The organism is Cyanobacteria bacterium GSL.Bin1 (assembly GCA_009909085.1).
Taxonomy (GTDB): Bacteria; Cyanobacteriota; Cyanobacteriia; order Cyanobacteriales; family Rubidibacteraceae; genus Halothece.
On record JAAANX010000175.1, the window covers coordinates 1 to 13,488 of the forward strand.

General features: G+C 44.2%; 12 protein-coding genes and 3 pseudogenes. 6 read left to right on the forward strand and 9 right to left on the reverse strand.

The features are described 5' to 3' along the window. Window positions 1–132 precede the first annotated feature (132 nt). Window positions 133–1,668, reverse strand: a complete 1,536-nt coding sequence (crtH, locus tag GVY04_20195) for a carotene isomerase (protein NBD18365.1) — start codon at window positions 1,666–1,668, stop codon at window positions 133–135. Window positions 1,669–1,967: 299 nt separating this feature from the next. Between crtH and GVY04_20200 the strand changes: the two genes are divergently transcribed. The 3 genes from GVY04_20200 (at window position 1,968) to GVY04_20210 (ending at window position 3,272) form a co-directional block, all read left to right on the forward strand. Beyond that, on the forward strand, window positions 1,968–2,621 hold the full coding sequence (locus tag GVY04_20200; GenBank protein NBD18366.1) for a uracil phosphoribosyltransferase: 654 nt from the start codon (window positions 1,968–1,970) through the stop codon (window positions 2,619–2,621). A 14-nt stretch (window positions 2,622–2,635) separates the two neighbouring features. Continuing rightward, window positions 2,636–2,905, forward strand: a complete 270-nt coding sequence (locus GVY04_20205) for a hypothetical protein (GenBank protein NBD18367.1) — start codon at window positions 2,636–2,638, stop codon at window positions 2,903–2,905. A gap of 172 nt (window positions 2,906–3,077) precedes the next feature. Further along, window positions 3,078–3,272, forward strand: coding sequence for a hypothetical protein (locus GVY04_20210; protein ID NBD18368.1), 195 nt, complete (start codon window positions 3,078–3,080; stop codon window positions 3,270–3,272). Window positions 3,273–3,279: 7 nt separating this feature from the next. On the opposite strand, the gene GVY04_20215 is transcribed toward GVY04_20210, so the two are convergent. Then, on the reverse strand, window positions 3,280–3,783 hold the full coding sequence (locus GVY04_20215) for a PadR family transcriptional regulator (protein NBD18369.1): 504 nt from the start codon (window positions 3,781–3,783) through the stop codon (window positions 3,280–3,282). Window positions 3,784–3,948: 165 nt separating this feature from the next. On the opposite strand from GVY04_20215, the gene GVY04_20220 reads away from it, so the two are divergent. Continuing rightward, window positions 3,949–5,286: an efflux RND transporter periplasmic adaptor subunit gene (locus GVY04_20220; protein NBD18370.1), complete on the forward strand. Its 1,338-nt coding sequence runs from the start codon at window positions 3,949–3,951 to the stop codon at window positions 5,284–5,286. A gap of 130 nt (window positions 5,287–5,416) precedes the next feature. Beyond that, window positions 5,417–8,548: pseudogene (locus GVY04_20225) on the forward strand (efflux RND transporter permease subunit). Window positions 8,549–9,098: 550 nt separating this feature from the next. Here the strand turns inward: GVY04_20225 and GVY04_20230 are convergent. Beyond that, window positions 9,099–9,338, reverse strand: a complete 240-nt coding sequence (locus GVY04_20230) for a PSK operon transcription factor (protein NBD18371.1) — start codon at window positions 9,336–9,338, stop codon at window positions 9,099–9,101. A 124-nt stretch (window positions 9,339–9,462) separates the two neighbouring features. On the opposite strand from GVY04_20230, the pseudogene GVY04_20235 reads away from it, so the two are divergent. Next, window positions 9,463–9,725, forward strand: a pseudogene (locus GVY04_20235) (ArsR family transcriptional regulator). A 10-nt stretch (window positions 9,726–9,735) separates the two neighbouring features. Here the strand turns inward: GVY04_20235 and GVY04_20240 are convergent. The 6 genes and pseudogenes from GVY04_20240 to GVY04_20265 all read right to left on the reverse strand — a co-directional run. Beyond that, window positions 9,736–10,617, reverse strand: coding sequence for an alpha/beta fold hydrolase (locus GVY04_20240; GenBank protein ID NBD18372.1), 882 nt, complete (start codon window positions 10,615–10,617; stop codon window positions 9,736–9,738). Continuing rightward, complete coding sequence (locus tag GVY04_20245; protein ID NBD18373.1) at window positions 10,598–11,350, reverse strand: metallophosphatase; 753 nt, start codon at window positions 11,348–11,350, stop codon at window positions 10,598–10,600. Before GVY04_20245 ends, GVY04_20240 begins: the two co-directional genes overlap by 20 nt. Next, the gene (locus tag GVY04_20250; protein ID NBD18374.1) at window positions 11,334–12,143 is read right to left on the reverse strand and encodes a metallophosphoesterase; all 810 of its coding nucleotides are present in this window, start codon (window positions 12,141–12,143) and stop codon (window positions 11,334–11,336) included. Before GVY04_20250 ends, GVY04_20245 begins: the two co-directional genes overlap by 17 nt. Further along, entirely contained in the window at window positions 12,140–12,898 is a 759-nt protein-coding gene (locus GVY04_20255; GenBank protein NBD18375.1) for a GTP-binding protein, read from the reverse strand. The genes GVY04_20250 and GVY04_20255 overlap by 4 nt, the downstream gene beginning before the upstream one ends. A 111-nt stretch (window positions 12,899–13,009) precedes the next feature. Beyond that, a pseudogene (locus GVY04_20260) lies at window positions 13,010–13,132 on the reverse strand (DUF3368 domain-containing protein). Between the two features lie 252 nt (window positions 13,133–13,384). Then, on the reverse strand, window positions 13,385–13,488 hold a 104-nt coding region (locus tag GVY04_20265; GenBank protein ID NBD18376.1), incomplete at its 5' end, for a cob(I)yrinic acid a,c-diamide adenosyltransferase.

The window sequence follows — 13,488 nt, forward strand, 5'->3', positions numbered from 1 at the left end:
CAATAAAACTTTTCAGTGATAAATAAAGTATAACACAAATAGATCAGGCTTCGTTCTAAGTTCGCTCTCATCCCCCATCTACTTCGTTAAGATGGGGGAATTCTCGCTCACGTCGTTAAAAAGCTGAAAAATTCACAGTCCTAAATCGACTCCAACGCGATGAGCACAAGCAAACCCAGAAAAAGCCACAGCATTTAATCCTTGTCCCGGAAAGGTGCTATCACCCACGCAATATAAGCCTGGAATTGCCGTTTGATTAAAGGGCATTCCCAATAATCCCAATAATTTTTTCTGGGGAATCGGACCATAAGTGCCATCGTCTCGTCCTAGAAAACGGCGATGAGTGCGAGGGGTTCCCACTTCTTGATAATCGAGTGCTGTTTCTAAACCCGGGAATATTTTTTCTAAGCGTTTAATAATTTTGGCTGCAGTTTCTTCTTTTTTGCGCTCATAGTCTTGTGGCGATAAGCCTTGCCAATCTTCGATCCAACTTGGGGTAAAGGTATGGAAAATGTGACAACCCGGTGGGGCGAGACTGGGGTCTAATAAAGTGGGAATTGAAAGGAAAATTGTTCCTTCTGCTTCTTCCATTTTGTCCCAATTTTCTAATAAGATATGATGACAATCGCTACCTTCGGGAACGACGCCAGCTTTAACACCTAAATGTAAACTTAAAAAGCTTGGAGATTTTTGATAGCGTTGTTGCCATTTTTGTTCTTTTTTTGGCAAGGGGTTAGTGGGTAATAATTTTTCAAAGGTATCCCAACGTGTGGCATTAGAAATAATTCGTTTTCCTCGGTATTCTTTACCATCAGCTAAACGAACACCGACTGCTTGATTGTTTTCTAAAATAATTTCTTTAACCCGAGCTTTGTATTGAATTTGTCCCCCCTTTTTTTCTAACCCTTCCACTAATTTTTGAGCGATTTGTCCGACGCCGCCTTTGGGATAATTAATGCCCCCATAATGCCGATCTGAAAAAACCATTCCGGCATTAATCATGGGTGTCTTTTCGGCAGGAACCACGGACCAGCAATAACATTCAATATCAATAAAACTTAGCAACGTGGGATCGCTAATATAGCGTCTTGCAATATCGCCAACATTTTGGGGGAGATATTTGACTAATCCTAAACAAGCGAAGGGATGCTGGAAAAAGACTCTCGTTAAATACCGGGGTTCTTCGAGAGAGAGTAATTCCATGGCATTGAGACAGTTGAAAACCTGCCAACATTCATCATAAAATTTACGAATCCCTTCGGCTTCATGGGGAAATTGGGTGATGAGTTCTTGCAGAAAGTGTTCGTAGTCGCGATGAACACGAATTTCTAAGTGATTGGGAAGATGGTAATCAATTTGAACGGGATCAGGAATGGTTTCAATTGATGTGTCTACCGCCGCTAAAGCCCGAGTTAAAAGATTAGTTGTTCCTTGAGAACCAAATCCAAAAATCATGGAAGCCCCGACATCAAATCGATATCCTTGACGTTCAAAGTAACCCGCACTTCCTCCGGGAATAATATATCGTTCTAAAACCAGGACATTCGCTCCTTTGGCGGCTAGTTGGGTGGCGGTTACTAAGCCGCCAATTCCAGAACCAATAATGATCGCGTCGTATTGTTGATTCTCAGAAGCAGCGTGCGACGGGTTATGAGAAACAGTAGTCATCACCTAATCTTTTGTTCTCTTGCGTTCAATGTCTTTTCTAGTTTAATCCTTGATTCGTGATTTTTTGAAAGAAAAGAGATGGGGCTGAACCAACCCCACCTAAGCTTCTTAACGAGAGGAGAACACTGGTGATAACTATAGCTTTATTGAAATAAACTGTCAATACTATTCAGAATTATTTGCAATTAAATTTGCGATTTTTCTGAAATGCTGCTTGAGATCAGATGGGGAAAAATCATTTTCAAAGTCTGCGCGATCGCTGTATGATCAGTTGAGATTAGAATAGAAGCCGATTTAAGATGAGCTTTCAACTGCGCGTTTACGTTCCCGATCACCCTCTAATTAAACACTGGTTAGCGGTAGCGCGAGATCAAAATACCCCCAACGCTCTCTTCAAAAGTGCGATGACAGAATTGGGACGTTGGCTGACTTATGAAGCCTGTCGTCACTGGTTAGTGACAGCAGAGACTCAGGTGGAAACGCCATTAGCCCCTTGTCCAGGAACGATGATTAACCCGCAAGTTCCCATTGCTGTTGTGCCCATTTTACGAGCGGGGCTGGCCTTACTCGATGGCGCGCAAACTTTACTGCCGCTATCTTCGGTGTATCACTTAGGGCTTGTGCGTAATGAGGAAACCCTAGAAGCCAGTTGTTATTTAAATAAGTTACCGGAGAAAATGGATGCAGAAACCCGTGTCTTAATCTTAGAACCCATGTTAGCCACAGGGGGATCGATTATGTTGGCTTTAGATGAGCTAACACAGCGCGGTGTGAATCCAGAACTGTTACGCATTGTTTCTGTGGTGGGCGCACCGCCAGCTTTGAAGCAAATTGGTGAAAAATATCCGCAATTAAGAATTTATACCGCTTGTGTTGATGAAGACTTAAATGATCGCGGTTACATTGTCCCTGGTTTAGGGGATGCCGGCGATCGCGCATTTGGAACCCAGTAAGGAAGGAGAGGATTATGAGTGAACGAGACGGATTTGGTAGTGGATTTTTAATTGGAACCTTAGTGGGAGGCGTTGTCGGGGGTGTCATCGGCGCAATCGCTGCTTCCCGCCAAAAAGAGTCGGAACAGGGTTTAACAACCGAGCGTACTTCTCAAGTAGAAGGGGATGAAAGTATGGAATCAGCCCGTCGCAGTTTAGAGGACAAAATTAGTCAGTTAAATCTCGCCATTGACGATGTGCGAGAACAATTAGGGGGAGTCAACTCGAAGCAAAAGGAAGAATAAATAATGCTTCTTTCTTTAGGTAGATTCTGATCAGATGGCTTACTCAATCAAAATCTTGGTGCTATAATTTGTAACAGCGATAACAAAACTAAACATAACCCTCGAGATTATTGATGTTATTGCGCTAATATAGTTTTCCTTGAATTGAAAAGAACTGAGCGCAAGATAGAAGATGATGCCTCTCATTTTTGCTCTAATTACTGGACTCGCTGCTGTCTACTTTTACTTCAACACAAAAGAAGAAATGTTGAAGATTGCAGCCGGTTTCGTAGCTGTTGCCTGTGTGTTATCCGGTTTATGGTTTGCTCCTTTACTAGTTAAAGTATTGGTTGTTGTCATCCCCTTTGTGGGAGAAAAGCTGCAGTAACAATACCTTACTTTTCCCGGTCAAGTTGGCATTCTAACCAATCGATTTCATTTTGAATCACAGCTAAATAACGATCACAAGCGACAGCCGCGTAATGATCATTCGGCTTCGGTTCGCACTGCTGCTCTTGTAAGCGGGTACGACAGATCATTAAACGTTGCTGCATCAGATTAACTCTCTGTTGCGAGTGCAGATGATTAAAAAAGACGAATTTAATCATAAAGCGCGATCGCGCATTGACCCAACTTTCTTGGGGCTGCTCTAGCATTTTTTCATGAAATCGCGCTCTCCCCTTATTGGTGATCGTGTAAATTTTCCGCTTTCCTCCTGCTTCCCCTTCGCTAATGGATAAAGTGAGGAAACCTTGCTGTTCTAAACGTTTGAGCAGGGGATAAATTGCGCCGTAATTCACACTAATACAACCACTAATGAATTGCTCTAATTGTTGTTTGAGTTTATAACCATGAAGTGGTTCTTTTTGGAGCAATCCTAGGGTCGCTAATTCCAACATTAATATATCAGTCTGTTATACTAAAAGGCAAAATTGATAATTTTATTTTTATTTAAGAATTGGAAAAAAACAGTGATTTTCCTCTCTCTTGGGAAAGAAGCCAAGACTTTCTTTCACCCTCTACATTAAATAAGTAAAAAGACTCTTTAACACATAGCACAGATTATGTCACAAGCGGCTGATTCAAATAATAATAGTGAATCAACTTCCTCGGAACAACCCACTTTGCCCCCCCGATCAGGCAAGCCCTGGCAGCGCGGTGCCATCGCCCTCGGTATGCTTGCCATCCTTGGCGGTGCGGTTTGGGGGGGGCGGCAGCTTTTAGTAAACGATTCACCATCCCCTGCTGCAGCACAACCCCAAGGTTCACAAGCGATGCCGGTAAAACTACAAAAACTAGAGACCAGGACGCTCATTGATAGTTCTCAATTTGTCGGCACTTTGGAAGCAAAAGAACGAGTCCTCCTACGTCCGGAAACAGCAGGACGAGTTAGCCGTATCTTAGTTGAATCTGGTGAGCGTGTTGAGGTGGGAACCCCGATTATTCAGTTAAGCCCCGAACGCACTGAAGCGGAAGTGAATCGCGCCCAAGCCGAGGTTGAATCAGTCCGGTCAGCGATTCGTACGGCGCAAGCGGAACTCGCCGCTGCCCAAGCCGACGTGAAAAGTGCGCAATCGGAAGTGAATCTGCAAAACGAGGAATATCAGCGGACTCAATTTTTGGTCTCAGAAGGGGCACAAGCGCAACAACAATTGGATCGAGTACAGCGCGACAGAGAATCTGCCCTCTCGCAATTAGAAGCCGCTCAAAAGCAAGTTAATGCCGCGCGATCGCGCCTGGAACAAGAACGCTCCGCGTTAAATCGTGCTCAAGCTGAATTGGAAGTGGTGCGAGAAGACCTGAAGGATAATCGTATTTTATCTCCGATTAATGGGACAATTGGTGATATCAATATTGAAATCGGCGAGTATGTTCAAGCAGGAGATAATCTGACTGTTATTAGTCAGAACGAAGTTTTAGAATTGAATCTGCGGATTCCGATCGAACAAGCGGGTCGGCTGCAAAAAGGACTAACCGTTGAACTGACTACTGCCAATAGTGAACAGCCCTTAGCAACGGGTCAGATTAGCTTTATTGCGCCACAAGTGGACATGGGAGCGCAAGCCGTTTTAGCAAAAGCTGTTTTCCCTAACCCCAACGGCAAACTCAAAGACGATCAATTCGGTCGGGCAAAAATTATCTGGGAGGAACAAACTGGTGTTTTAATTCCGACAACTGCCGTCTCTCGCTTGGGGGGGCAAACCTTTGCCTTTGTTGCTCAGCAATCTGAAACAGGCGATCAACTCATCGCTAGACAAAAAGCCGTGGAATTGGGATCGATTCAAGGCAATAGCTATCAAGTGAGATCTGGTTTAAAACCAGGAGATACATTAGTGACCTCCGGTATTCTTAATCTTTCCGATGGGGCAGCGATTATGCCTCAATCTGAAAGTCAGCAATAAAGCACTGGTATTGAAACTGATGCTTTGTCTCTTTAGCGGTTGTTCTTTCTACTGGAGAAAAAATCAAGAAGAACTTGAAATTAGGGACAAAACATAAATAACAAATTATCCGTAATGAATCACCCAACCCATGTTTGTTAACTACTTTATTAAACGTCCCGTCTTCGCTACTGTTTGCTCCCTGATTGTTTTAATTGTGGGAGCAATTTGTATTCCTATCTTACCGGTGGCGCAATATCCAGATATCAGTCCGAAACAGGTGACCGTGCGCGCTAACTATACTGGCGCTGATGCCAAAACGGTGGAAGAAACCGTTACGACCGTTTTAGAACGGGAAATTAACGGGATTGACGGGATGCGCTACATGAGTTCTAGTAGCACCAATAGTGGGATTAGTTCCATTACCGTTACCTTTGAAGCCAGTCGTAACCAAGACATTGCTGCGGTCGATGTGCAAAACCGCGTCTCCCAGGCTGAGCCGTCGCTACCTCAACCTGTGATTCAGAATGGTGTTGAAGTGAGTAAAGAATCGAACACCATTTTGATGGGGTTTGGACTCTTTAGCGAAAATGGGGAATATGACAATATCTTTTTAAGTAATTATGCTGATTTATATCTCGTCGATGCCTTAGAACGGGTGGAAGGGGTTGGTAATGTGCAAATTTTCGGGGAACGGAGATATGCAATGCGGATCTGGCTGAACCCTGATCGTTTAGCCGGGCGTAATTTGGTAGCGCAAGATGTGATCGATGCCCTAGAAGAACAAAATATTCAAGTGGGAGCCGGACAAGTGGGACAACCCCCGGTTCCGGGCGATCAACGCTTTCAAATTAGCTTACGAGCCGATACCCGTTTAGAAACTGTTGCCGAATTTGAAGATTTAATTGTTAGTACCCAAGACGATGGCACCTTGACTAAACTCAAGGATGTGGGACGAGCGGAGTTAGGGGCACAAGACTATAGTTCCTTCTTACGGTTTCGAGGCAATGAAGCCGTTGGCTTAGGCATCTATCAACAACCGGGGAGTAATGCTCTGGATGTAGCAGCAGGGGTCAAAGCCAAAATGAAAGAACTGGCTCAGGAGTTTCCCTCCGGAATGACCTACGATATTGGGTTTGATACCACCGACTTTGTGAAGCAATCCCTGATTAGTGTAGTGCAAACCCTCTTACAAGCGGTGGTTTTGGTGGTCTTGGTGATCTTTGTTTTTTTACAAGATTGGCGGACTACTGTTATTCCAGCAATTACGATTCCTATTTCGTTAGTTGGGACGTTTGCTTTTGTTAAGCTGTTCAATTTCTCGATCAACAGCTTAACTTTATTTGGGATTACCCTTGCCACAGGGATGGTGGTCGATGATGCCATTATTGTGGTGGAAAATATTAGTCGGAAAATTCAAGATGATGGCTATCCGCCGCGACAAGCAGCAATGGTGGCGATGCGGGAGTTGACGGGGGCAGTAATTGCTACATCACTGGTCTTGATGGCAGTGTTTATTCCCGTTGCTTTCTTTCCAGGAACCACAGGTGCTCTCTACCGACAGTTTGCTTTAACCATCGCTTTCGCGATCGCGGTTTCTACGTTCAATGCCCTGACCTTAACCCCAACCCTGTCTGGCTTATTATTGCGACAAAAAATGCCCAGTCGCGGGATTTTTGCCGTTATTTTTGGTTGGTTTAACAATTTTCTCTCCGGCGTCGAACGAGGCTATCGCGGACTGATTAATTTCTTTGCCCGTATTAAATTTATTATTTTAGCGGGATTTGTTGCCTTATTAGTGTTAACGGGATGGGTTTACCAACAAGTACCGCAAGCCTTCCTCCCGCAAGAAGACCAAGGGTATTTTATTACCATTGTTCAGGGACCAGAAGGGGCATCGTTGGAATATACCAGCGATGTGATGGCAGAAATTGAGCAGTATTATCTCGATATTCCGGAAGTCCGAGCAACGTTTGCGGTGGGGGGCTTTGCTTTTGGGGGCAATACACCGAACCAAGGGGTAATTTTTACGCCGTTGATTCCCTGGTCGGAACGAACTCAGCCCTCGCAATCGGCAGAAGCGATTATTAATCAGGTGCGGGGTAAGTTAATGAGTCTGCCAGAAGCAAATGTCTTTCCGGTGAACCCACCAGCCATTCGAGGATTAGGAACCTTTGGCGGGTTCCAATTTCAGTTACAAGACCGTCGCGGCAATCTGGACATTAATGAATTTGTGCAGAGTCTGGGTCCCTTATTGGGAGCAGCCAACCAACACCCAGATATTGCCGGTGCCTTTAGCCGTTTTGCTGCCAACACCCCTATTTTAGAGTTAGATGTCAATCGCGATCGCGCAAAAGCCCTGCAAGTAGATATTAATGACATCTTCAGCACCCTCCAAACCTATTTTGGTTCCCGTTATGTCAATGATTTCACTATGAGTCGCCGGAACTATCGCGTTTATGTGCAAGCAGATGGCGAATTTCGCGATAATCCCGAGGAAATTAATCAACTCTACGTTAAATCGAATAATGATCAGATGATTCCCTTGGGCAACTTAGTGACGATGAGAGAAACTGTCGGGGCGCAAAGCATTAACCACTACAACACCTTCCGTTCCATTGAAGTTAACGGTGAACCGGCACCGGGTTCCAGTTCTGGGGAAGCCCTCGCCGCAATGGAACAAGTAGCTGAACAAACCCTAGCCCCTGGATTGGGCTATGAATGGTCAGGAACCTCGCTAGAGCAAATTCAATCTGCGGGACAAGCCCCGATTATTTTTGCTTTAGGTCTAATTTTCGTGTTTCTCGTTTTAGCCGCCCAATACGAAAGCTATATTGACCCGATGATCATTATGATGTCGGTGCCATTAGCCGTGCTTGGTGCTTTAACCGCACAGTCATTACGAGGATTATCCAATGATGTTTACACCCAAATTGGACTCGTCATGCTCATTGGCTTAGCCAGTAAAAACTCGATTCTAATTGTAGAATTTGCCAACCAGCTGCGCGAGGGGGGCTTAACTATTTACCAAAGTGCAGTCGTTGCCGCTCAAAAACGGATGCGTCCCATTATTATGACGGCAATTTCGACATTGAGTAGTATTTTTCCTTTGGTCATTGCCAGCGGCGCCGGTTCGGCAAGTCGTCAGTCTTTGGGAACGGCTGTTTTTGGGGGAATGTTTGTTGCTACCTTCCTCAGTCTATTTGTTGTTCCTGTTTTATATATCGTGATCAAAGCGCTCGGTGAACGTCTTTCTGGACAGAGTCATTCACAGCAAGGGCAAATGGCAACATCAACAGTCAATTCAGAACAAAGCTCAGATTCGACAACCAATTCGGTATCTAGAAGAATTTTGTCTCGCTTAGCGATTAATTCGCCACAGTTAACAATCAAGCAAGAAGTGGATACGGAATTATTAGAAACAATGCCTCTAGCACAGCTTGAAGAGGAGCTTAATGTTATGCAAAAATCCTTTGATCAAGCTGTTTCTTTTGTTAAAGATCAAGAACAAGAATTAGAATCTAAATTACAAAAACTTCGTGAACTTGAAACCAAATTACATGATGCTCCAGTTACTAAAAAAGAAAAAATTAAAAATGAATTAGAAGAAGAAAAAGAACGGTATCAACTCCTAGAAAAAGCTTTAGTGGGTCAATGTCGAAATTTGATTGCCCGAGAAAATATCATAGAGCAATACAAAACTATTATTAAGCGTCGTAAAGCTAACAGTTATCAAGCAACCAATTGACTTGACTTGCCTTGGGAAGACGCGATCGCGACGACAACTCCTTCTGAAATAAATCGTAAGTAAATCGCTGAAGTATCAATGACCACTAGCTCGGCAACCCCACTTCATCATAACCAAGAATTTCCTCTGCACTGCGCTGATCTTGGTCGGGTAATTGAGAACAATTTAAGGCAATTTCTGTCAACCGTTGTTCAAGTTGGTCAGCGTTGAGGTGAGCATTTTGATTTGTGGCTTCTATGACCGCTTCTGTGAGGCTACACCCTCTTAACTCGGCGAGTTCACGCGCCATCCTATGCACTTGAGGGTTTTTGATATTCATTGACATCATAGAAGAACGGTAGATTTTTTCTCTATTCTACCGCTTAGATATAAACGATAATAACTGAACGACTGTTCAACTGTTATAAAATTTTCCTTAAGCAATCTTCCAAAACGAACTCTTGAAATTTATGAATGCTCAAGCTCAATCATCCGCAACGCCTTCGTGTGAAATTACTCATGCTATACAAACTGAGCAACTCAGTGCCTATATCGAGGAAGTTCTCCCCGTGGAAAAATCACAACGGATGGCAGAGTTTTTTAGTTTTTTAGGTGATCCCAATCGCCTACGGATTTTGTCTCTACTGGCGAAACAGGAACTGTGTGTCTGTTAGCGGATCACCACATTCTAGAGTTATATCAAGCGGTGGCTGAGCATCTGGATGAAAAATAATAACGCTGGCTCAGTTTTCTCGGAAAAAGGATTTGGCGATTTTTGCCACAGGAGACGCATATTCTTCGTGCATTCCCAGTGAACCTGGGAGATGAGCGCTTTCAATATTGGAGAGTGCTGCGAGGGCTTCCATTTCGGCTTTTGATTGCGGGGGAGATTGTTCTCCAATAATGATCTTGGTGGGAAGGGTTAAAGATTGTGCAACCTGCAGGAATTCTTCATGACTGGTCATCGGATCTAAGCCAGCGGTGACAAATGTTGCTGGTGCAAACCGTCCTCCCGGCTGTTGGGTTAATTGATGCTTCTCCGCAATAAACTCTGGGGTGAGATGATTGATATCGGTGTAAACATGACGTTTGTACATGAATTTCAAAAAAGCTGGGGTTGTATTTAATCCATAAAGGGCTTGACCAATAAATGGCAATTTGACTAGATTTCTTACCCCTTGCGCCACAACAGTGGGTGCGCCCATCACTCGCAACGGTCCTTTCCAAGTGGGAGCAATGAGAAGCATTTTGGAAAATAGAGCCGGATGGGAATAAGCCACTTGCATGGCATAGCCAGCACCATGACCGGCTGCAACAATTGCAACTGGTTCTGAAAAGGTAGCTTGGATAAAATCTTTGAGGAGTTGTTCGTATAATAATCGCCCATAATTGAGATTCGGACGATCTGAGTCCCCAAAGCCCAGCCAATCGAGAGTGACAGCTTGAAAGTCAGAAGCTAGACTCTCAGCTAAGCCGAGCATTTCTTTGCGAGTGGAAACGGTGCTAAATGCTGGCAGGAGCAACACCGGCGAACCGTCTCCCCGAGTTTCATAGGCGATTTGAAAGTCACGACCTTGATGGTGCCACTGATAATATTGTGTTGTTTTAAGAGTAGTGGGAGTCATAGTAAACGGTTTGAAAGGTTACTTGTTTGGTCAGGGGCTGATATAAAGTATAGGTTGCTTGTTGTGGTGTTTGTCCTACATTACCCACACCAATCACTCGACAAGATGCCAGGGTTTCTTGTGACGTTTGTTGTGTTTTTTCTAAGGTTCGGGTGCTGGAATCAAGATTTGCCCTTTCCACACAGTATTCAAATGTTAACCCTGAACGCCCACATAATAAGGTCTCTGCTTCTGCTCTGAGAACGCGATCGCAAATTTGAATCGCTGGTGTTTCGGGAGTCAATTCGTCATCGTAACTTACGGTACTGCCATGAATGAGTAAGCAGTCTTCTTCATGAAAGCCAAAGTCCAGATTGCGTAACCATTGTACGGTTTCTCTGGAAACAGATTCCCATAACTTCAGAATCGCATCAGCGCCATAACGTTCTCGTAAGGGGACGGCTTCTCCAACACCACTGAAAGCATACAAATCAAAACATTGTTCTTCCCACCACCCCGTACACACTTGCGGTTTCACTTCATCGGCGTGAGGAAACTGAATTCGTTGCACCACTGCTTCATTATCACCCTGTAACCCAATGATATCTCCTAGAATGTAGATCGCTGTAACTGGAATCTCTTGACCCTTAATATCAGCGAGAACCGCCTCATAAGCCTGTAAATTCCCTTCAATCCCGCTTAAAATCGCCCACTGTGTCATGATTGTTCCTGCTTCCTCACTTCTGACAAACATGAGTTGGATCATCTGCCTTTTCCGCAAACTCCAGACCTCGCGCTAACCGCCAAGCAAAAATTGGGGGCAGTCCTTGTTCTAAAATGGCTAAACAGGTTTTAGTGTAGTTATAAGGCACTTCCCTTAATGTCACTTCCTCCGTTTCAGTATCATAGAGGACATACGTCGCATCAGGTTTTCCATGACGGGGTTCTCCCACTGACCCAGCATTGATGATTCGTTTCAGCGGCGTGGTGAGTGTATTGTTGCTTATTTTTTCGGGTTCTTGCACTCGCACCGATAACTTCATGTTGCCTAACTCGCGAACATAAGGAATATGGGTATGTCCACAAAACAAGGTATCCGCCCCTGTGGATAAAACTCGTTCGAGGGCAATCAATGCTGCTGTATCGGGTAAGAGATACTCATGTTGGCTGTTGGGGCTACCGTGAACAAAACAGAGATTGCCTTCTCTGAGAATCATCGGTAAATTGGCTAAATAGTCCCGCACCTCTGACTTAATTACCCGATTCGTCCATTCATGGGCAACTTTTCCTCGTTTTTCTGCAATTTGCGAAGGATAACTACATTCACAAGCATCTAACCCTTCCACCACATCTTCATCCCAACAGCCTTGACAGGTGGGAATCTCTAAATCGCGAATTAACTCAACCACTTCGTTAGGATAGGGACCATAACCGACTAGATCTCCTAAACAGTAAACGCGATCGGCTTTTTGCGCTTCAATGTCGGATAAAACCGCAGTTAAGGCTTCATAATTACCGTGAATGCAGGAAATAACAGCTAATTTCATGAGGCGACTGTCTCCTGATAATAACTCTGATATTGACTCAGGGCATGATCTGATAAGCAACTTTCTAGTAAAATCTGTTTAATGGTGCTCTCTTCCAAATTCCAGCCCACCACTTCCATTCCGCTAAAACGATTCGGTCGCCCTTCCAACCACCGAGGAACATTTAATTCTCGATACTCACTACCAGGAAGCGCATCGACAAAATCCATCTGGATCAGGGTTCCATCAGGAAGTTCAAAAAGACCTTTCGCCCGTTGCACTTGACCATAAGCGCCACCGACGATTTCCATCCAAATCGTTTCTAAGCTGGGCGGATCAAACACTTGTCCCGTTAAGGGGCGACACCAAATTTGAGGCGAGTCGCCGTATCGTGAGGATTGAACGGAATTGCCAGTAACCATTTCATCTGCCCAGTTTTGCCATTGTGATGATTCCGTTTCTGGAGGAACAACCGCTACGCGATGACAAGGAAAGGAATTGAGAAAAGGGGAGGCTAAATCCAAATAAAACCCTAATTCCACATAAACCACTGCTTCTTCCGAGAGTCTGCTGAGAAAGGTTTGCACTTCTGTGTCAGGAATCGTTTGTACCCACCGAAAGCGATAATCGATACCAGCAAGATCAACCGAAGCATTCCCTAACCCTGGACAAAGGTAATAGGTGGGAGTAGCGGGTTGTCGCAAGAACTGGCTAATCCAAGTGGTTTTCCCACTGCCAGAGGGTCCTGCTACTGCAATCAGAGAAGGAGAACTCATAAGTTATAAAATGATAATGATTATCAGTTTAATTTTAACAGAGTCCCAAGCGCTACCAGTTGGCAAGTCAATAAGACATTCTACAATTTCAACGTGGTCATTGATACCTGATTCTTCAGCAAGTAATCGTTCCAGCAAACTGGGTGCAACCCAGAATCCAGAGGTGGTTTCTAAATCTAGCAATCCTGCTCTAGCAGCATCTTTGAGAATGCCGAGAAGACCAATAATTTTTAATGGATAATGATTACTTGACTCAAGTTTTAGTCGCTTCCGCTAGTTAACGATTGAGCAATTGTCAATATTCCTCCAAATTGCCCGAAAACTCAATTAGAATCACACCTAGAAACTCTGCTTCAATTAAAGTAGCTAGAGAAGAGTGTGCGAAAATTTAGATAAGCAAGTGCGTCTTTTTTTTATTTTTGATCCACAGATTCAATCATGTGTCAAGTTTGCTAAGATGCGTTTACCCTGCTTTTTCGATGCAGTTTAAAATTCAATGCCAGGTTGGGCTTTTACCCCTTGTTCTCGAAAGGGATGCTTAATCAGTTTCATTTCTGTGACTAAGTCGGCGGCTTCAATTAATTCTGTGG